We start from the raw sequence: 19,228 nt of genomic DNA, 5'->3' as shown, positions 1-19,228 counted from the left end.
CGATATATCTTTGACGCATCGGGATAGATCCCGACTGACTCATTAAGGAGACAAATCATGCATCACCCACACGACTTGAACACCCGGCGACGCGGCGGACGAGCCCGGCGAGGACCGTTCCCGCCCGGGTTCGGCTTCGAGGGCGACTGGGGCCGCGGGCGCGGCATGCGTGGCCGCGGACGTGGTCACCGGCGTAGCCGTGGCGATGTCCGGGCCGCCGTCCTGGCCTTGCTGACCGAACGCCCGATGCACGGCTACGAGATCATCCAGGAGATCAACTCGCGCAGCGGCGGCTACTGGCGGCCGAGCCCGGGCTCGGTCTACCCGACCCTGCAACTGCTCGCCGACCAAGGCCTGGTGAGCCTGGAAGGCGGCACGGGCAGCAAGCGTCAGTACGCGCTGACCGACGAAGGCAGGACCGCGGCCGAGGCCCTGGACGCGCCGCCGTGGGAGCAGATCGCGGACGAGGTCGAACCACTGGAGGTCGAACTGCACACCGCGTTGCACCAGCTCATGTCGGCCGTCGCGCAGGTGTCACAGGCCGCGAGCGAGACACAGAAGGCCCGTGCGATCGAAACCTTGAACGAGACGAGGCGGGCGATCTACGCGATCCTCGGCTCGACGGAGTGACCGGGCTAGGCCGTGTTTCAAATGCCCGATCGCGATAGCCGGGCCGGATGCGGCCCCTGACGCCACCGAGCCGATTCCGGCCTCCGGCCGGGGCAGACTCTCATCGACCGGGACATTCGAAACACGACCTAGCCGGCGGCCAGCATCAGCTCGCCGACGAAGTCACGCACTTCGGCGTCGGTCACGTCGTCGAACTGCTCGGTGACCGTGATCTCGAAACTGCAGGTCATCGGGTTCGGCGAGCGCCGCACCTGACCGAACACCCGCAACCCGGTCCGCTCGGCCAGCAGCTTGGCGTGCTCGAGCACCCGGTCGGGCCGGGCTGCGAGGTGGACGTGGAACAGCGGCGTCTGCGGCGGTTCCGGCACCACCTGCACGCCGGGGATGCCGCCGAGCATCCCGGCCAGGGTGCGTGCCCGGACCAGGAACTCCGGCATCCGCGGCAGTAGTTCGTCCAGGCCGCGTTCCCCGGCGAGCGCGATCGGCCATGCGGCCTCCGTGCTGCCACCGAGCCGGTTCCGCCAGATCCTGGCGTGGTCGACGAAGTCGGCGTCCCCGGCCAGCAGCGCGCCGGAGATCCCCATCAGTCCTTTGTAGAGGGACACGTAGACGCTGTCGAACAGCGCCGCGATCTCCGCGTGCGAGCGCTCGTAGTACGGCTGCGCCTCCCACAGCCTGGCACCGTCCATATGGGACGCGACGCGGTGTTCCCTGGTCCAGTCGATCTGCGCGACCAGCTCCTCCCACGCGGGCAGCAGGCCGCCGATGTCCCGCTGCGGCAGCTCCAGCAGCAGCGCCGCGACCGGCTGTTTGATCGCTTCCAGATCGGCCAGCGTGATCATCGAGTGGTAGTCGCCGACAGGCAGGCCCGACAGGCCGTGCACGATCTGGTAACCCTTGTGCTCGTGCACTTCCAGATGGCACTGCGGGTGGAAGGCGATCACCCGGCTGTCGCGGCGGTCGGCATGGATGCGCATGGCGACCTGCTGGGCCATCGTGCCGGTCGGGAACAGCGCGGCGGCCGGCTTGCCGAGCAGGTCGGCGATCCGGCGTTCCAGCCGTGGCACGGCGTCGGTCCTGGATTCCTCGTCATCGACTCGTGCGCGAACGAGGTCGAGGACCCGGGCCGGGCGGTGCTTGCTCGTCGTGCGAAGGGACACGGAGCGGAGGTCGCCATCGATCGCCATGGGACGACACTACCCGCCAGGATGGACTAGACCATTCGGTTTACGCCGGGTGCGCACCCGGTAGCCGACCGGAAAGCTCAGCCCGTTCACCGCCGCGATCGCCCTGCGGGCGACGGCCGCGGAGAACTCGATCCGCAGCACGGCTTCCAGGCTCGCGCGATCGTCGAACCGCCACGTGGTGCGGACATCACGGCTGTCGAAGCCGGCGTCGGCGAAGAACCGCTCGATCCTCGCCGGGTCGTACTTGGGCAGATCGGCGCGCAGCCAGTCGCCGTACGGCGTGCTACGGCCGTCGAGATCCACGATCACCAGCAGCCCACCCGGCCGCAGAACCCGGTCGGCCTCGGCCAGTCCTGGCTCACAGCCCGGCCCGAAGAAGTACGCCGTCCGGGCGTGCACAACGTCAACGCACGCGTCAGGCAACGGAAGCCGTTGCGCGGCACCGACCATCACCTCGACCGAGGACAGGTCGGCGACCCGTTGCCTGGCGCGTCGCACCAACGGCTGGTGCGGCTCGACACCGACCACAGAGCGCGCGGTCTCGGCGAACCGGGGCAGATGGAAACCGTCGCCGCAGCCAAGGTCAAGTACGTCCAGCCCGGTCCAGTCACACTGTTCCGCCAGGATTCGCCAGATCTCGCCGTCCACGTCCTGCGCGCGGTTCTCCACCTCGTAGAGCTCCGGCCAGTGCCAGATATTCGGGCTGGGCACAACGTCATCAGGCTGAACGGCGGACAGCAACACCTCCCGCGCGCGGGAAACAAAACCAGGAAGCCATGACCTTGACACAAAAACAGCAAACCACAACGCGTTGTTCAGGCGTATCGTCCGGCGGGTGGGCTTTGTCGCGCCCTTTCCCCACCGGAGGTCCCCATGCGCTTCGGCACACCCTGTTGGATCGATCTCGCCACCACCGACCCGAAAGCCAGCAGGGACTTCTACGGTGGGCTGTTCGGCTGGCAATATCGGGCAAATCCGACAGGCGATTATCTGACGGCACTCGCGGACGACGTTCCGGCGGCCGGTTTCTACCGCGTTCCCGACGCCCCGGAAGCCCCGGCGTGGACGCTTTACCTGGCCGTGTCCGACAGCAGGCGAACCGCTGACCGAATTGTCCGATTAGGCGGCCAGATTCTGATGCCGCCCCAGGAATTCGACGGACAGGGCAGCCTGCTGGTGGCCGCCGACCCGACCGGCGCGACGATCGGCTTCTGGGAGCCCGCGACGCCGTGGCCGTTCGCCACCGGGACCAAGGGGGAGTTCCGCTGGGCCGAGCTGAACACGTGGGACGGCGACGCGGCCGACAAGTTCTTCGTCGACCTGTTCGGCTACCGGCTGGAACAGATCGGCGACGGCGAAACCTTCGACTACACCACGTGGACCCTGCTCGGCGACGCAGAGCCGGTGCTCGGCCGGATCCGGTTGGGCGCCGGTTTCCCACCGAACACCCGGCCGCACTGGATGATCTACTTCGAGGTCGGCCCGATGCTCGGCACGGACGAAGCGACGGTTCTGGCCGTCCGCCTTGGCGGGCGGTTACTGTCCGAGCCTGCCGACTCGCCGTTCGGCAGGCTCTCCGTCATCGAAGATCCCTCAGGTGCCGTCCTGACGTTGATCGACTCGTCCGACCGGACCACACCGCACGCACCCTCCGAAGAGGAACTCGGCGCGGTGACAGACGACCCCTACGACGACTGAACCCCCTCGTGAGTGTTTATCAGGGTTAGAACACGGATAAACACTCACGAGCACTAGCTGGGGACGAAGAGGCGCAGCAGCAGCCAGGACACCACCGCGGACGGCAGCAACGAGTCCATCCGGTCCATCAGGCCGCCATGCCCCGGCAGCAGACTGCCCATGTCCTTGATCCCGAGATCGCGCTTGATCAGCGACTCCACCAAGTCGCCGAGCGTCGCCGTCAGCACGATCGCGGCGCCGAACAACGCGCCCTGCCACCATTGCGCGTCCAGCATCAGGCTCAGTGAAAGCCATCCGCCGACCACACCGGCGATCATCGAACCGGCGAAGCCCTCCCAGGACTTCTTCGGACTGATCGTCTTCGCCATCGGATGCTTGCCGAACAACACACCCGCGGCGTAACCACCCGTGTCGGAGGCGACCACGGCGATCAGGAAGCACAGCACGCGCGAGACGCCGTCGTCCGGCACCACCAGCATCGCCGCGAACGACGCGAACATCGGCACGTACGCGGCGGTGAACACGGACGCCGAGATGTCCCGAAGGTAGTTGTCGATGCCGCCCCTGAAGCGCCACAGCAGGCACGCCAGGATCGTCACCACGAACGCCGACAGGACACCGTTACGTTCGAACGGCCACGCCAGCCACACCATGGCCTGACCGCCGACGAGCACGGGCCAGAGCGCGACCTGGAACCCGGCGCTGCGTTTGAGCGCGCCGGCCAGTTCGTACGTCGCGACACCGACGGCGAGCGCGACGACGCCGACGAAGATCTCCTTGACGGTCACCAGCGAGACGATGACCGCGGCGCCGAGCAGCAGCCCGACCCCGATGGCGGCGGGAAGGTTGCGGCCGGCCCGGGACTTCGGTTTGTCGTCCCCGGCCGGCCCGCTCGTCTCGGTGCCGGCAGTGCTGCCCATCTCCGTAGTCAACTAGACCTCAAGCAGTTCTGCCTCTTTGTGCTTGACCAACTCGTCGACCTGCGCGACGTAGCGGTCCGTGACGTTCTGCAGCTCCTTCTCGGCGCGTGCCACGTCGTCCTCACCGGCTTCACCGTCCTTGGCGATCCGGTGCAGCTCCTCGTTGGCCTTGCGGCGCACGTTGCGGATCGCCACCTTGGCGTCCTCGCCCTTGCCCTTGGCCTGCTTCACCATCTCGCGGCGGCGTTCCTCGGACAGCTGCGGGATGACGATGCGGATGATGGTGCCGTCGTTGCTCGGGTTCACCCCGAGGTCGGAGTCCCTGATCGCCTTCTCGATCGCGCCGAGCTGGCTGACGTCGTACGGCTTGACGACGGCCATCCGCGCCTCGGGGATGCTGATGCCGGCGAGCTGGTTCAACGGCGTGGGTGAACCGTAGTATTCGACGACGATGCGGGAGAACATGGTCGGTGTTGCCCGGCCGGTGCGCACCGCCGCCAGGTCCTCCTTGGCGTGCGTCACCGCCTTTTCCATCTTCTCCTCGGCGTCGAGAAGTGTCTCGTCGATCACGGCTGCTCCTTGCTCGTGCCGTTCGTGGACTGCGAATTACCAGCGATCCCGCCGGTACGGACAAATCCTCTAGACCGGAACCGTACTCGCGGGGGTGCTCACCAGCGTGCCGATCCTCTCACCACGCACGGCGCGGGCGATGTTGCCCTCGGTCAGCAGGTTGAAGACGACGATCGGCATGTTGTTGTCCATGCAGAGGCTGAACGCAGTCGTGTCGGCCACCCGCAGATCCCGCTCCAGCGCCTCGCGGTGCGTGATGTGGTCGAACATCTTCGCGTCGGGGGTCGTGCGCGGGTCGGCGTCGTAGACACCGTCGACCGCCTTGGCCATCAACACGACCTCGCAGCCGATCTCCAGAGCGCGCTGGGCGGCCGTGGTGTCGGTGGAGAAGTACGGCATGCCGGTACCGCCACCGAAGATGACCACACGGCCCTTCTCCAAGTGCCGGATCGCGCGGCGCGGAATGTAGGCCTCGGCGACCTGGCTCATCGTGATCGCGGTCTGCACACGCGTCTCGACGCCTTCGGCCTGCTCGAGGAAGTCCTGCAGGGCAAGGCAGTTCATCACGGTGCCGAGCATCGCCATGTAGTCGGCGCGTGCCCGGTCCATGCCCCGCTGCTGCAGTTCGGCGCCCCGGAAGAAGTTCCCGCCACCGATCACGATCGCGACCTGGGTGCCTGCCCTGACCACCTCGGCGATCTGCCGGGCCACTGTCTGGACGACGTCGGGATCGACGCCGACGGCACCACCGCCGAACATCTCACCACCGAGCTTCAGCAGCACTCTCCGGAACGGCTTGGCGGGTTCGGTCACATCTCCTCCTGCGGCGTTGCATGCGACGGCGGGGCCGCGAGCGTCCTGTCCCGACGCGTCCACGGCCCCGCCCATGCTGTCATCGCCCGTTCGACCCGGAATTTCGGGTCAGGCCTGGCCGACCTCGAAGCGGGCGAAGCGGGTGACCGTCACGCCTGCCTCGTCCAGCAGCGCCTTGACGGTCTTCTTGGAGTCGGTGACCGACGGCTGGTCGAGCAGCACGACGTCCTTGAAGAAGCCGTTCACGCGACCCTCGACGATCTTGGGCAGCGCGGCCTCCGGCTTGCCCTCCTCGCGAGCGGTCTCCTCGGCGATCCGGCGCTCGTTGGCCACCAGGTCCTCGGGGACCTCGTCCCGGGTGACCCACTTGGCCTTCAGCGCGGCGACCTGCATCGCGGCGCCGCGAGCGGCCTCCGCGTTCTCGCCCTGGTACTCGACCAGCACGCCGACCGACGGCGGCAGGTCGGCCGAGCGCTTGTGCAGGTAGAGCGCGACCGGGCCGTCGAGCACGACGACCTTGGCCAGCTCCAGCTTCTCGCCGATCTTGGCCGACAGTGCCTGCACGGCGTCGGCGACGGTCTGGCCGTCCAGGTCGGCGGTCTTCAGCACCTCGACGTCCGCGGGCTTGGTGGCCTTGGCGACCGCCAGGATCCGGTTGGCCAGCTCCTGGAACTCGGTGTTCTTGGCGACGAAGTCGGTCTCGCAGCGCAGCTCGACCATCACGCCGCCGTCCGCGACGACCAGGCCGTTCGCCGTGGCGCGCTCGGCGCGCTTGCCTACGTCCTTGGCACCCTTGATGCGCAGGAACTCGACGGCCTTGTCGAAGTCGCCACCGGTCTCCTCGAGGGCCTTCTTACAGTCCATCATTCCGGCGCCGGTGAGCTTACGCAGCCGCGCGACGTCCGCGGCGGTGTAGTTCGCCATCGTGCGTGTTTCCGTCCTTGTTCGGGGTGGTGCCCGCCTCCCCAGGTGGAGGAAGCGGGCACCGTTGTCGAGAGCTTCGTCAGGATTCGGTCTGGGCCGGGGCTTCGCCGGCGTCCGCGGTGGCGCTGACCAGCAGGTCACGCTCCCACTCGGGCAGCGGCTCGGCGGCCGCACCCGGCTCCGGCTTGTCCTCGCCCTCGGCCGCGGCACCGTTGCGGCCGGAACGGGCGATCAGGCCCGCGGCGGCGGCCTCGGCGACCACGCGGGTCAGCAGCGCGGCCGACCGGATGGCGTCGTCGTTGCCCGGGATCGGGTAGTCGACCTCGTCCGGGTCGCAGTTGGTGTCCAGGATGGCCACGACCGGGATGTTGAGCTTGCGGGCCTCGCCGACGGCGATGTGCTCCTTCTTGGTGTCCACGATCCAGACGGCGCTGGGCACCTTGGACATGTCGCGGATACCGCCGAGGGTGCGCTCCAGCTTGTCCTTCTCGCGGGTCAGCATCAGGATCTCCTTCTTGGTGAGACCCTGGAAGCCACCGGTCTGCTCCATCGACTCCAGCTCCTTGAGCCGCTGGAGGCGCTTGTGCACGGTGGAGAAGTTGGTCAGCATGCCGCCGAGCCAGCGCTGGTTGACGAAGGGCATGCCGACGCGCTGCGCCTGCTCCGCGATCGCCTCCTGCGCCTGCTTCTTGGTGCCGACGAACAGGATCGACCCGCCGTGCGCGACCGTCTCCTTGACGAACTCGTACGCGCGGTCGATGTAGGTCAGCGTCTGCTGCAGGTCAATGATGTAGATGCCGTTGCGCTCGGTGAAGATGAATCGCTTCATCTTCGGGTTCCAGCGGCGGGTCTGGTGCCCGAAGTGCACGCCGGAATCGAGCAACTGCCTCATGGTGACGACGGCCATGGCCGGATTCGCACCTCTTCTGCTCGGGCATGCCGGTCTGTCAAAGGGCCGGCACGCTAGTCGGTTCTCGCGGCATACCGGGTGGTCTGCCGCCCTGGTGGCAGTACCGGCGCCCGTACCCAGCGAGTGGGACCGGCGGGCGTCGTCACCGGTTAGGTCGACCGGTAGTACTGGCACGCGAAGTCGCCCCGTGCACACACGGGCCGCGTGAGCAGTGTACGCCGCCGAACCGACAAACCATTAACCGCTCTACCCCTTCGAGCGCCAGTTGTCCACAGCCGGCCACCTGTCCACAAGTCGATCATGACCGGCTGTCGTTCATGACCGCGCAACGGCAGCCTGGGAACGTGCGCCCATCCGCCCAGCTCATCGCCCTGATCGTGGCCCTGCTGATCGCCGTCCCGGCGACCGCGGCCGCGCCGTCCGTGCCGCCGTCTTCTTCCCGAAAGCGCATGCTCTTCTCCTGGCCTCTGCCGCCGCCTCACCAGGTCATTCGCCCGTTCATCCCACCTAAGACCCCCTTCGGTCCCGGGCACCGCGGCGTCGACTTGACAGCGGTCGCCGGTCAGGAGGTCATGGCGGCAGCCGATGGTCACGTCATCCACGCGGGCATGGTCGTCGACCGTCCGCTGGTGGCGCTTGAGCACCCGGGAGGCCTGCGGACCACCTACGAACCGGTATCTCCCGTGGTCGATCGCGGCCAACGGGTCCGGCGCGGGGAGGTGATCGGGCACTTGGCCGAAGGCCACTGCCCGGTCGCGTGCCTGCACTGGGGTGCCCGCCGAGGCGACGAATACCTGGATCCCCTCAGGCTGCTGTCCCGCGGTCGCATCCGCCTGCTGCCCCTCCACGCCGTGTCCACCATTGCGGCACCCCGTGTCGACCATTCCGGCACACCGAAATTCCCCTGGGCGATACCGCACCGGGTAGTTCACCGTGCCGGAAAGGGCGATTCGGATCCAGCGGAGACCTCATCCGTACCGGGCTCACCGCCACCTGCTCGGATCGACTCGCTTCACCAGCCCGCAAGCATGGGCTCTGGTCAAGCGGAACCTCAGGACTGCCTGGCCGTTTGGTGCCCGGACTCGAAGCCAGTTCCGGCAAGCGACAACCGCGTGTCGTGTGGCTCAGGCGTCGGACTGTTCGACCAACTTGGCGCGCAGCCGCAGCACGGCCCTGGTGTGCAGCTGGCACACCCGCGACTCGGTCACGCCGAGGACCTTGCCGATCTCGGCGAGGGTCAGGTTCTCGAAGTAATACAGCGTCACGACGATCCGGTCGCGTTCGGTGAGCTGGGCGATGGCGCCGGCGAGCTGCCTGCGGTTGTCGAGGTCGACCAGCGACGCCACCGGGTCCTCGGCGCCCTCGTCGGGCAGGGTTTCGGCCAGCGACGCGGTACCACGGCCGGCGGCGACCAGCTCGTCGAGGGCGACGACGCTGGTCAGCTGCAGCTGGGCGTACAGCTCGTGCAGGTCCTTGACGCTGATGTCGAGCTCGGCGGCCAGTTCGGCGTCGCTCGGTTGCCGCTGCAGCTTGGCGCCGAGGCGCTCAAGCGCGCGTTCCACCTCGCGGGCCCGGCCGCGCACCGAACGCGGGACCCAGTCCTGCTGGCGCAGGTCGTCCAGGATGGCACCACGGATGCGCTGCATCGCGTACGTCTCGAACTTCAGGCCGCGCTCCGGCTCGAACTTCTCGATCGCGTCGACCAGGCCGAAGATGCCGGACTGGATCAGGTCGCCGACGTCGACGTGCGCGGGCAGGCCGGTGCCGACGCGGCCCGCGACGTACTTGACCAGTGGGGCGTAGTGCAGGACGAGCCGGTCGCGCAGCGGCTGGTCACGCTCTTTGCCGTACTGCGTCCACAGCGCGACGATGCCGGCTTCGACGTCGTCGGCGGTTCGGTGGTCGCCGGGCAGGACACCGTTGGGCTGGCCGATCCCGTACGGATTGCTCGCTCGTCCGTTCCTGCTCGGCCGCTCGGGCTCGGGTACGGCCACAGTGCGAGAACCTCTCCCTGCGTTGTCCGATCTCGTTGGATCGGGGGTGACCTGATCCAGCCTGGAGCCGCGCGACATGCCGTCCAGCTTAGGAGCTTTCCGTGCCCATCTCGCCCCCCAGTGCACTCAAATTGTCACGGCGAGTCGTGCGGTACCGCTGCCCGGAACACGTTTACCGCTACGACCTGGGATGAGCCTGGTCGTGCACGGCGCGTAGCCGCTCGACTGTCACATGTGTATACAGCTGAGTGGTGGCCAGCGTGGCATGCCCGAGAAGTTCCTGAACGCTGCGGAGGTCCGCCCCGCCTTCGAGCAGATGGGTCGCCGCCGTGTGACGCAGGCCGTGCGGGCCGAGGTCCGGCGCCCCGGGGACCGCCTTGAGCGCGTCGTGCACGATCCGCCGGACGCTGCTCGGTTGCAGCCGCCCACCGCGCGCACCGAGCAACAGCGCCGGAGGCGAGTTCGCCGAGGCCAGTTCCGGCCGTCCATCCGTCAGCCAGTCCCGCACGGCACGCTGCGCGGGCACGCCGAAAGGAACGGTCCTTTCCTTGTCGCCCTTGCCGATCACTCGCACCACACGAAGATCCATGTCGACGTCGTCGACGTCAAGACCACACAACTCGGAAACCCTGATCCCGGTGGCGTACAACAGTTCGACGATGGCGTGATCCCGCAGTGCGACGGCATCTCGTTCAGCCGCGCCGGATCTCGACGCCTGCATCAACCCGTCGGCCTGATCCTGCCGCAGCACCGAAGGAAGCGTGCGCCGCGGCCTGGGTGCCACGAGCCGGGCACCAGGGTCCGAGTCCAGGTGGCCTCGTCGGTGCGCCCACGCCGTGAACGTCCTGGCCGCAGCCGAACGGCGCGCGAGCGTCGTCCGTCCGGTCCCGGCCGAGCGCTGAGCGGCCAACCACGCCCGAAGGCCCGCGAGATCCAGTTTCCCTTGCGCGGAAGGCGATCCAGAACCGATCACATCCAGTCCGCGTACATAGCCCAGAAGGGAGACCACATCCCCGATGTAGGCACGCACGGTGTGCGACGAGAGTCCGCGCTCAGCCCTCAGGTGGCGTTCGTACGCGTCCACCATCTCCTGATCGGACGGTGGCAGTTCGGTCCGCACCTTGAGCAGATCGACCCTACGGCGGCCAGTCGACGACACAGCACCCAACGCTGCGCGACCACTGTCCCCAGGTCAAGCACCACCCAACCGGCGTGTTGCCCCCACAACCTCACACGAGGATGCCGCGATTTTGACGATGGGCCCTGCATCGGCGCCGCCACGGCGTCACCGGACTCGGCCGACGCGCCTTGCGCTACCGCGCTTGCGAGGGTTCGGCCTTCGCGGCGGCCCCGCCAGGTCACTGTCCTCCGAACGCCGGCCTGACGGCCGAGCTTTCCGTGACTACCCACGCCGTCACTGCCTGCACCATTTGGAGCCGCCTGATCAGGGAATACGCCCCTTCGGGCAGGGTCGTTCACCCACAAGGGCACCCTGAATCACATCTGCGCCGGTCCTGGTAGCGATGCACCGATAAATAGCCCGAAAGGAGCAACGCGATGCCCGTTACGTCCCCCTTGATCGTCCCGATCCTGTCTAGGTCTGGGGCTCGGAAATGACAAAGAGGGGGAGGCATGACAAGTCCACAAGACGCCGGTTTGACCGGGCGTTATCTGGTTCTGCTCGAAGACGACTCGGTGGCCGCGGGCTCTCGGGCCATGACGAAGGTCGCAGGCCTTCGGATGGCGAGCACGGCGGACTCGGCGGGCGCTTCGGTCGCGTCGATGTTCAACGAGGCGGACGGCCTGATCCTGCACGAACTGGGCGTGGCCGTGGTGGCGGCGGCCGACGACCAGGCCAGCCGGCTGGCGGTCGCGGCGGCTGAGCCTGGTCCGATCGCGACACTCGAGGCCGAGCGGATCGTGCACGCGATCACCGCCGAAGCACCGGCGGAACCAGTGGCGACGGCCGACGAGAGCGCCTTCACTTGGGGCCTTCAAGCAGTCCGTGCCGCGACGTGCGCGGTCGACGCGACCGGCGTACGCGTCGCGGTGCTCGACACCGGTTTTGACGTCAAGCACCCGGACTTCGCCGGGCGCAACGTCATGACCAGCTCGTTCATCCAGGGCGAAGACGTGCAGGACGTCCATGGCCATGGCACGCACTGCATCGGCACGGCGTGCGGTCCGCGCAAGCCTTCGGCCGGTCCCGGCTACGGTGTCGCGTTCAACTCGGACATCTATGCGGGCAAGGTGCTGAGCAACAAGGGCTCCGGCACCGACGGCGGCATCCTGTCCGGGATCGCGTGGGCGATCGCGAACGGGTGCCGCGTAGTGTCGATGTCGCTTGGCGCGCCGACGCGGCCGGGAGCGCCGTTCTCCACGGTGTTCGAGCAGGCCGCCAAGCGCGCCATGGAGGCAGGCACGCTGATCATCGCCGCGGCGGGCAACGAGAGCTCGCGCGCGGCCGGCCACATCGCGTCGGTCAGCCACCCGGCCAACTGCCCCTCGATCATGTCGGTCGGTGCCGTCAACGAAGCCCAAGCGATCGCGGACTTCTCCTGCGGCACGATGGACACGGTCGGCCAGGTGGACATCGTCGCGCCCGGCGAGAACGTGTATTCCAGTTGGACCGGCGGAGATCACAAGCGGCTGCGCGGGACGAGCATGGCCACCCCGCACGTCGCGGGTATCGCGGCACTGATCTCGGCCCAGTACGGCGCGAAGTCGTGGGAACTGTGGGCCCGTCTCGTGCAGACCGCGCACCGGCTCAAGCTGCCGTCGACGGACGTCGGCGCGGGCCTTGTGCAGGCTCCATGAGCTAGCGTCAGTCTCCTAACTCCTAGGAGGCTGACGTGCCCAAGATCATGGTCTCCATCGACGACGAGAGCATGACGGACATGCCCCGGCTGGTCGCCGACCTACGCCGGGCGGGCCTCATGGTCGACGAGGTCTTCGAAGCGCTCGGCACGGTCACCGGCTCGATCGCCCCCGAGGCGATCGACGCCCTCAGGGCCGTGCCGGGCGTCTCCGCGGTCGAATGGCAGCACGACAACTACCGCCCGGCCGACTCCTGACAGTCCGGCCGGGGCCGCTTCACCGTGCCCGCCCATTCACTGCGTCCGCGACGCCGAGCGCGGCCAGGAGATCAAGCATTTCCGCGCGGTACAGCTTGGCGGGCTTCTGGGTCTGCGAGCCGAGATGGCCGTAGATCTCCAGCGCGACAAGCCCGTGCATACGTCCCCAGACGCGCAGTGAGAGCGCCACCGCCGCGGCGGGCAGCTCCGGGAAGGACTTCCTGACCACCGCGACCAGTGCCGGATCGAAGTCCGGCCAACGGTGATCGCCGTTCGACTGCGTCCGTTCGGCGTACGGCCACACGGCCGCCACCAACCCGGTCAGTCCGACGCACGCGCGATGCGCGGCCTCGGGTGCCGCACCGCCTTCCGGAGGTTCGTAGCCGTTGACAGGGTCGCCGTAGATGAGGCGGAAGCCCTGCGGGTTGGTGATCGCCCATTCCCGGAAGGCCTCTCCCCACGCCAGCAGACGGCCACCGGCGTCACTGACCTGCTTCGAGTCACGCGCGGCTTCGACAGTGTCCACCAGGTCGCTGTAGACGTCCGAGATCAACGTGGTGATGAGGTCGTCCCGCGTGGCGAAGTAGCCGTAGATCGCCCCCGCGGTCATCCCCATCTCCCGGGCGATCGCCCGCAGCGAGATCGCGTCCGGCCCGCCTTCGGCCATCAGCTTCAGCGCGATCGCCTTGATCTCGTGGGACGTCTCGGCCCGCAGCCGTTCCCGCCTGCTGAGCACCACCTCTTTCACGATTGACACGGTACAGCGTTGGCATACTATCGGCCGTACAGTTGCTACACAGTGTTCAGTAACTGAATGCCGTTGAGACTAATCTGGGGTGAAGCTGTGCGTATCGGTGTGTTCGGAGCAACCGGGGTGATCGGCCAGCGGATCGTGACTGAGGCTGTGAGCCGTGGCCACGACGTCCGGGCGTTCACTCGCAACGAGTCGAAGTTCCCAGCCGACACCGGGTCAGTGATCTGGCGAACGGCCAACGTCCTCGACGCCGACAGCGTCGCCGCCGCGATCGGCGGACTCGACCTGGTCGTGAACGCCGTCAACGCGGGCGACGACATTCCCGGCACCATCGCCAATGCCGACGTGCTGCCCAGTGCCGCGAGGGCACTGCTGACCGCGTTGGCACGGCACCCGTCGACGCGACTGCTGGTGATCGGCGGCGCCGGAAGCCTCGAAGTCCAGCCAGGTCTGCAGCTGATGGACATGCCGGGCTTCGCCGGGCAATTACCGGACGCCCTGGGCGTTCCGGCTGAGTACCACAAGGTGGTCCTCGCCCACCGCGAAGCCCTGAACCTCTACCGGTTGTCGAATCGCGACTGGACCTACCTCAGCCCGTCCGCGGCCCTGATCAAGCCCGGCGAACGGACCGCCCGCTTCCGGACAGGTACCAGCCAGCTCCTGGTGCGGGCCGACGGCACCAGCGACATCTCCGCGGAAGACCTCGCCGTGGCCGTGCTCGACGAAGCCGAACGCCCACAGTTCCTCCAGCGCAGGTTCACCGTCGGATACTGAGGTATGCGACCTGAGCCTGGGCAGGTACTCCACTTTTCCGAAGACCCGACGATCACCCGCTTCGTTCCTCATGTAGCGCCGACTTCCCGGCAGTCCGACGCATACGTGTGGGCCGTCGACCACGATCGCGCGCCGGACTACTGGTTCCCGCGTGAGTGCCCGAGGGCGATGGCGTGGACAACACCCGAGACCTCGACGGTTGATCGTGAACGGATTCTCGGCCCAGGCGGCGGCGCACGTGTGCACTCCATCGAGTACGGATGGCTGGAGCGCATGCGGACAGTCCGGCTGTTCGCGTATCGGTTGCCGGCCGAACGTTTCCGGCCATTCGGCTCTCCGGTGCCGAACGCCAGTGTCTCGACCGTCGAGGTCCGGCCACTGGGACCGCCAGAACCGGTCGGCGACCTCCTGGGTCTGCACGAGGAAGCGGGGATCCAGTTGCGAATCATGAACAACCTCTGGGAGTTCTGGGACGCGGTGATCATCAGTACGCTCGGGTTCAGTGGCATCCGGCTGCGAAACGCCTCGCCGCGTCCTTAGACGGGTTCCTTCGCGCGGCGCCATCCCGACTCGCATCTCTCGGCGAGCCCGGTGAGTTCGAGTGCGGGCAGCAACGCCCGCACTCTGGACAGCGGTACGCCGGAGGCTTCGGCGATCCGTTCGGCGGCGTGGGCGACCCGCGGTTCGAGCGCTTCGTGTACGCGGAGCGCCTCGGAATCCAGGCCGTCGGTCGGTCTTGCGGCACTGTCCGGCTTCGTCACCAGATCCTCGCCGAACAGGCCAACGGACTCGATGATCTCGGCGACCGAACTGACTGACGTCGCCAGTCCTTCACGGAGCAGGTCGTGACACCCCATGGACATCGCCGAGGTCACCGGCCCAGGCACAACCATCAGCACGCGGCCGAGCGCGGCGGCCGATGCCGCTGTGTTGCGTGCGCCGCTGCGTTGCCCGGCTTCGACCACGACCGTGCCCGCGCCCAATGCGGCGATGATCCGGTTGCGGACGAGAAACCGGTGTCTGGCCGGCGGCGTCCCAGGCGGGTACTCGGTGAGCACGAGACCTTGCGCGGCGATCCGGTCGATCAGCGTGCTGTGCCCCGCCGGATAGGCTCGATCGATGCCGCAGGCAAGCACTGCCGCCGTGCGGCCGTTGGCGTTCAAGGCGCCTTTGTGGGCTGCCCCGTCGATGCCGTAGGCGGCGCCGGATACGACCGTCATCCCCCTGCTGGCGAGTCCGTAGCCCATCTCAGCCGCAACGTGTTCACCATAGGAGGTCGCCGCTCGCGCCCCGACAACGGACACCGCGCGCTGCAAGCTTTCCTCAAGCGACGCACTGCCACGCACCCACAGTCCGAGCGGCGGGCTTGCCCACTTCAGACCTCGGGCGGCGGCGTTTGTCAAAGGCAGCAACGGCCACGCGGGCCAGTCTTCGTCCTCCGGCGTGACAAGTCGCGCACCCACACTCTTGGCGGCAGCGAGATCCTCCGCTGCCGTGTCGATATGTCGCCTCGCTGACGTCTCTGTCGCCACCGAGTCCGGGACCTCACCACTCCGCACAGCCTCCGCCGCCGCGACAACCCCGTGCTCAGAAACGAAACTCCGCAACGCCGGTGCAGGCGGCTCACCCACCTTGAGCAGATACGCACACGCCAACCGCTGTTCGTTCGTCACCATGTCAGGCAGCCCTCCGGTCCCGAAACTCAAGGGCCGCCGCGACATGGTCCGCGTCCGGCCGATCAACTCCCGCGAGATCGGCCAACGTCCACGCGACTCTCAGACAGCGATCCGCTCCTCGCGCGGTGACGGCACCGGATTCCAGACCACGATCGAGCAGCATGGTCACCTTGCGCGGCAAAGCGAACTCGCGTCTCAAGAACGGCCCCGGCACGTCCGCGTTCGTCACCCAGCCCTGTTGTGCCCACCGGTCCCGCGCGCTGCGACGAGCCGCGTCGACTCGCTTGCGCACTGTCGCGGTCGACTCGGGACGATTGCTGTCCACGATGGACATCGCCGTCATCGGTCGCATGCGAACCCGCAGGTCCACCCTGTCCAGTACCGGGCCGGAGAGCCTGGCCATGTATCGACGCCTTTCATGAGGAGTACAGGAACAATCCGCCTCGCGCGGTGGCGCGCACGGGCATGGATTCGTCGCGAGGACGAGTTGGAACCTGGCCGGATAACAGACGACTCCGTCTCTGCGGGCGAGCCGGATCTCACCGTCTTCCAGCGCCTCCCGGAGTGCTTCCAGCCGGTCGCCCCCGAACTCGCAGGCTTCGTCCAACAGCAGGACGCCTCGATGTGCTTTGCTGATCACGCCGGGTTTGGCCAGCCCGACGCCACCGCCGACCAAGGCGGTTCTCGAGGCCGTGTGGTGTGGCGCGATGAACGGCGGTGTCGACACCAACGGCGCCTCGGGTCTGAGCATGCCGGCGATCGAATGGATCGCGGTCACCTCCAGCGCTTGGTCATGCGTCAGCGCGGGCAACAGGCCTGGTAGGCGCCGGGCGAGCATCGTCTTTCCCGTGCCGGGCGGTCCGATGAGCAGTAAATGGTGTCCGCCTGCGGCTGCGACTTCAAGCGCCCACCGCGCTTCGGGTTGTCCCATGACGTCAGCCAGGTCAGGTACCTCCGGTTGCGGTATCTCCTGCATCGCGCCGGGTGTGCTCAAGGCATCCGGTTCGCCGCGCAGCCACTGCAGGACGTGAGACAACGTCTGCGCTCCGAGCACCTCCATGCCGTGTACCAACGCGGCTTCCTGAACGGTGGACTCCGGCACGATCGCCCGTTGCAACCCCGCCCGGCGCGCGGCCAGCAAAGCCGGAAGGACACCGTGCACCTCACGAACACGGCCGTCGAGTGACAGTTCGCCGATCATGACCGTTTTGCCGAGTGCCTCGCCCGGTACGGCATCTGCCGCGGCCAGTACGGCACACGCCAGGGCCAGGTCATAGCCGGACCCGTTCTTCTTCAGGGCCGCGGGCGACAAGGCGAGTGTGACGGCTTCGCTCGGCCACTTCTCCCCGCTGTTGCGGATGGCGGCTCTGACGCGTTCTTTGGCTTCGGTGAGCGAGGCATCAGGCAGACCCACGATGCGGGTGTTCGGTCTGCCACCACCGATGTCCGCCTCGATCTCCACTGGCACGCCGTCCACACCGAGCAGCGCGACCGACCACGTGTGCGCTAGCCGCATAACGACACCTTTCATCGATTAGTTCCGCACTCGCCCACACCGTTCGTCTACTTCGGACGCTCGTCACAGTCTTGGCTCTATCCATGCTGAAGCGGTGCGTCCATGGGACGCGCCATCGCTGTCTCGGCACGCACTGACGTTGGCACGACGACCAGGCACTGCTACACCTCCGACTTCGCCGGGACACGAAGGGCTGGCTTCCGGCCCTATGCATGCGGGTTACGCACGGGACTACCGCGGCCTTGATCGCTCACGTTGGGATGTCGTTGCGGAATGGTCAAGTGCGGCAATGAGTTTCATGCCAGTCAACTGCCACCCAGTCGCCAAGTTTCCAGCGCCCAGTTGCGGAACTGACGGGCGATACTCTCCGGTCGACGGGAACGATCAGTGATCGGTTAAGAACCCTGCTGTTAGTTCCACCGACGGCCACTTACCGGGGGAGGTAACCGGCCATGCCAGGAATGCGTTGAGTGACACGCCTATCCAAGGCGCGTCGGTTCCCTGCCGACGACCAACTCGTCCGCCCACAGCCCCGAGCGGCAGTGCCACTGGCCATGGCCCAAGCCACGCACGACACGTCGCTGACGGCCTGCTTGTGCGGCCGAGCCGCACGACCGGTTGCCAGGGAACCGCCGTAATCGTCGTCACCCGATGCGTATCTGGTCACCGCGACTGGCCGTACATGGGGACCTCTGGCCGCTGACAGGCACCACAGCACCACCATGCAGCACCTCCAAGGAAGGCAAGCTCGTACACAGCCCGAGAACCAACCGTCCGGTCGGAACGACTACGGGGTTGGATCGCGGCATCGACCGATGGCGTCCAGACGTCGTCGCCAAGCTGCGTGCAACAGCGATGGGCTACGCACCACTCAATACGTGCTCCGCGCCGGTGCGCAGGTCGTGTTCGCCGGGCCTACGTGGCCCCGCCCCCTACGCCAAGCTTTCGAGGGCCCGGCCAGCTACCGGCGATGGGCGCTGACCGATGTTGCCGGTCCATAAGGACGAGCGGATCAGCGGTAACAACTTGTGCCACAGCACTTTCAGCCCCCCTCCCCGGGGATGTACGAACAACGCACCACCGGCCGCGTACGTCCCGGTGTTCCATGCGATCTGTGCGAGGGCGGTCGCCGCCTTCTACCAAGTCACCTGTGTCAGCACTGCACGATCGCAATCCAGATCGCCTGCAGCGGCGTCCTGCTCATCGCGATCGTCCCTGGAACCGCGAAGGCGTGCTCGGGCGTGCGCGCCAGCCGTTCACCTGGAAACCATCCGGCCATCCATTCCGAACAGCGCCACCGACCATGCTTGGGCCAGAGCCATCAGAAAGCGTTCCTGAGGTGGGTGATGCGGGGTTTGGCGTGTGGACGCCAGGTGATGGCGACGATGTCGAAGCGGAGCTCGCACCAGGGGACGCGGTAGGTGGACAGCCAGATGTTGATGAGGCGGCGGATGCGTCTGGCTTTGCGGTCGTCGACGGCCTCGGCCGGGTCGCCGAAGCCTGTGCCTGCTCGGGTTTTCACTTCGCAGACCACGACTTTCGCCCCGTCGGTCAGGATGAGGTCCAGCTCTCCCTCCCTACATCGCCAGTTGCGGTCCAGGACTATGAGTCCTTGCTCCGCCAGGTAGGCGATCGCGAGGTCTTCGCCTTTGCGGCCCAGTTCGTGGTGCGGGTTCGGGGTTTTTGTCGCCGTCTTCATGGTCTCGCTCCTCGGGTTCGGGTGATTCCAGCTTTCCTTGCGGGTCGCCGGGGTGCCAGGGGGCGAGGGCGGGGCTGTGGACAAGTGGA

Annotated in this window: 20 protein-coding genes and 1 pseudogene; 7 read left to right on the top strand and 14 right to left on the bottom strand. The window is 67.4% G+C overall.

Features of this window, described 5'->3' with window-relative positions:
• The first annotated feature begins 57 nt into the window (after nt 1–57).
• Entirely contained in the window at nt 58–630 is a 573-nt protein-coding gene (locus GC106_RS35045) for a PadR family transcriptional regulator (RefSeq protein ID WP_173139461.1), read from the top strand.
• Nucleotides 631–758: 128 nt separating this feature from the next.
• On the opposite strand, the gene GC106_RS35040 is transcribed toward GC106_RS35045, so the two are convergent.
• Both GC106_RS35040 and GC106_RS35035 read right to left on the bottom strand, forming a co-directional pair.
• Nucleotides 759–1,817, bottom strand: a complete 1,059-nt coding sequence (locus GC106_RS35040; protein WP_173139460.1) for a threonine aldolase family protein — start codon at nt 1,815–1,817, stop codon at nt 759–761.
• A gap of 9 nt (nt 1,818–1,826) precedes the next feature.
• Entirely contained in the window at nt 1,827–2,528 is a 702-nt protein-coding gene (locus tag GC106_RS35035; protein ID WP_312873129.1) for a class I SAM-dependent methyltransferase, read from the bottom strand.
• 162 nt (nt 2,529–2,690) lie between these two features.
• On the opposite strand from GC106_RS35035, the gene GC106_RS35030 reads away from it, so the two are divergent.
• Nucleotides 2,691–3,515 (top strand): VOC family protein, encoded by an 825-nt coding sequence (locus tag GC106_RS35030; RefSeq protein ID WP_173139459.1) that lies wholly within the window; start codon nt 2,691–2,693, stop codon nt 3,513–3,515.
• A gap of 53 nt (nt 3,516–3,568) precedes the next feature.
• Here GC106_RS35030 and GC106_RS35025 read toward each other — a convergent pair whose 3' ends face one another.
• From GC106_RS35025 to GC106_RS48300, 6 genes are all read right to left on the bottom strand, one after another.
• Complete coding sequence (locus GC106_RS35025; RefSeq protein ID WP_173139457.1) at nt 3,569–4,435, bottom strand: phosphatidate cytidylyltransferase; 867 nt, start codon at nt 4,433–4,435, stop codon at nt 3,569–3,571.
• Nucleotides 4,436–4,447: 12 nt separating this feature from the next.
• A complete protein-coding gene (gene frr / locus GC106_RS35020; protein WP_173139455.1) occupies nt 4,448–5,005 on the bottom strand; it encodes a ribosome recycling factor in 558 nt (185 codons plus the stop codon).
• A 69-nt stretch (nt 5,006–5,074) separates the two neighbouring features.
• Nucleotides 5,075–5,818 carry a UMP kinase gene (pyrH, locus tag GC106_RS35015; RefSeq protein WP_312873128.1) on the bottom strand — a complete coding sequence of 248 codons (744 nt, stop codon included), beginning with the start codon at nt 5,816–5,818 and terminating at the stop codon, nt 5,075–5,077.
• A gap of 108 nt (nt 5,819–5,926) precedes the next feature.
• Nucleotides 5,927–6,742: a translation elongation factor Ts gene (gene tsf / locus GC106_RS35010; RefSeq protein WP_173139451.1), complete on the bottom strand. Its 816-nt coding sequence runs from the start codon at nt 6,740–6,742 to the stop codon at nt 5,927–5,929.
• A gap of 79 nt (nt 6,743–6,821) precedes the next feature.
• A complete protein-coding gene (gene rpsB, locus GC106_RS35005; RefSeq protein ID WP_033391526.1) occupies nt 6,822–7,649 on the bottom strand; it encodes a 30S ribosomal protein S2 in 828 nt (275 codons plus the stop codon).
• Between the two features lie 301 nt (nt 7,650–7,950).
• Complete coding sequence (locus tag GC106_RS48300) at nt 7,951–8,103, bottom strand: hypothetical protein (protein ID WP_246367506.1); 153 nt, start codon at nt 8,101–8,103, stop codon at nt 7,951–7,953.
• On the opposite strand from GC106_RS48300, the pseudogene GC106_RS49015 reads away from it, so the two are divergent.
• A pseudogene (locus tag GC106_RS49015) lies at nt 8,102–8,443 on the top strand (M23 family metallopeptidase); the annotation flags it as partial. The gene GC106_RS48300 and the pseudogene GC106_RS49015 sit on opposite strands and share 2 nt — an antisense overlap.
• A gap of 333 nt (nt 8,444–8,776) precedes the next feature.
• Here GC106_RS49015 and GC106_RS34995 read toward each other — a convergent pair.
• Both GC106_RS34995 and GC106_RS34990 read right to left on the bottom strand, forming a co-directional pair.
• Complete coding sequence (locus GC106_RS34995) at nt 8,777–9,724, bottom strand: FliA/WhiG family RNA polymerase sigma factor (protein ID WP_173139449.1); 948 nt, start codon at nt 9,722–9,724, stop codon at nt 8,777–8,779.
• A 100-nt stretch (nt 9,725–9,824) separates the two neighbouring features.
• Nucleotides 9,825–10,814 carry a tyrosine recombinase XerC gene (locus GC106_RS34990; RefSeq protein ID WP_376777797.1) on the bottom strand — a complete coding sequence of 330 codons (990 nt, stop codon included), beginning with the start codon at nt 10,812–10,814 and terminating at the stop codon, nt 9,825–9,827.
• Between the two features lie 464 nt (nt 10,815–11,278).
• On the opposite strand from GC106_RS34990, the gene GC106_RS34985 reads away from it, so the two are divergent.
• Nucleotides 11,279–12,463, top strand: coding sequence for a S8 family serine peptidase (locus GC106_RS34985; protein ID WP_173139447.1), 1,185 nt, complete (start codon nt 11,279–11,281; stop codon nt 12,461–12,463).
• Between the two features lie 35 nt (nt 12,464–12,498).
• Complete coding sequence (locus GC106_RS34980) at nt 12,499–12,720, top strand: hypothetical protein (protein ID WP_173139445.1); 222 nt, start codon at nt 12,499–12,501, stop codon at nt 12,718–12,720.
• A gap of 19 nt (nt 12,721–12,739) precedes the next feature.
• Here GC106_RS34980 and GC106_RS34975 read toward each other — a convergent pair whose 3' ends face one another.
• Nucleotides 12,740–13,468 (bottom strand): TetR/AcrR family transcriptional regulator, encoded by a 729-nt coding sequence (locus GC106_RS34975; RefSeq protein WP_312873126.1) that lies wholly within the window; start codon nt 13,466–13,468, stop codon nt 12,740–12,742.
• Between the two features lie 96 nt (nt 13,469–13,564).
• Between GC106_RS34975 and GC106_RS34970 the strand changes: the two genes are divergently transcribed.
• Complete coding sequence (locus GC106_RS34970; protein ID WP_173139443.1) at nt 13,565–14,248, top strand: NAD(P)-dependent oxidoreductase; 684 nt, start codon at nt 13,565–13,567, stop codon at nt 14,246–14,248.
• Between the two features lie 3 nt (nt 14,249–14,251).
• On the top strand, nt 14,252–14,788 hold the full coding sequence (locus GC106_RS34965; RefSeq protein ID WP_173139441.1) for a DUF6886 family protein: 537 nt from the start codon (nt 14,252–14,254) through the stop codon (nt 14,786–14,788).
• On the opposite strand, the gene dprA is transcribed toward GC106_RS34965, so the two are convergent.
• The 3 genes from dprA to GC106_RS34950 form a co-directional block, all read right to left on the bottom strand.
• The gene (gene dprA, locus GC106_RS34960; protein ID WP_173139439.1) at nt 14,785–15,924 is read right to left on the bottom strand and encodes a DNA-processing protein DprA; all 1,140 of its coding nucleotides are present in this window, start codon (nt 15,922–15,924) and stop codon (nt 14,785–14,787) included. The genes GC106_RS34965 and dprA overlap by 4 nt on opposite strands.
• A 1-nt stretch (nt 15,925) precedes the next feature.
• On the bottom strand, nt 15,926–17,440 hold the full coding sequence (locus GC106_RS34955; protein ID WP_173139437.1) for a YifB family Mg chelatase-like AAA ATPase: 1,515 nt from the start codon (nt 17,438–17,440) through the stop codon (nt 15,926–15,928).
• A gap of 1,321 nt (nt 17,441–18,761) precedes the next feature.
• On the bottom strand, nt 18,762–19,139 hold the full coding sequence (locus GC106_RS34950; protein WP_173139435.1) for a YraN family protein: 378 nt from the start codon (nt 19,137–19,139) through the stop codon (nt 18,762–18,764).
• Between the last annotated feature and the right edge of the window lie 89 nt (nt 19,140–19,228).

This window comes from Kibdelosporangium persicum (genome assembly GCF_013280595.1).
Lineage (GTDB): Bacteria > Actinomycetota > Actinomycetes > Mycobacteriales > Pseudonocardiaceae > Kibdelosporangium > Kibdelosporangium persicum.
Note: the sequence above shows the minus strand (reverse complement) of the source record. Positions and strands in the feature narration are given on the sequence as shown.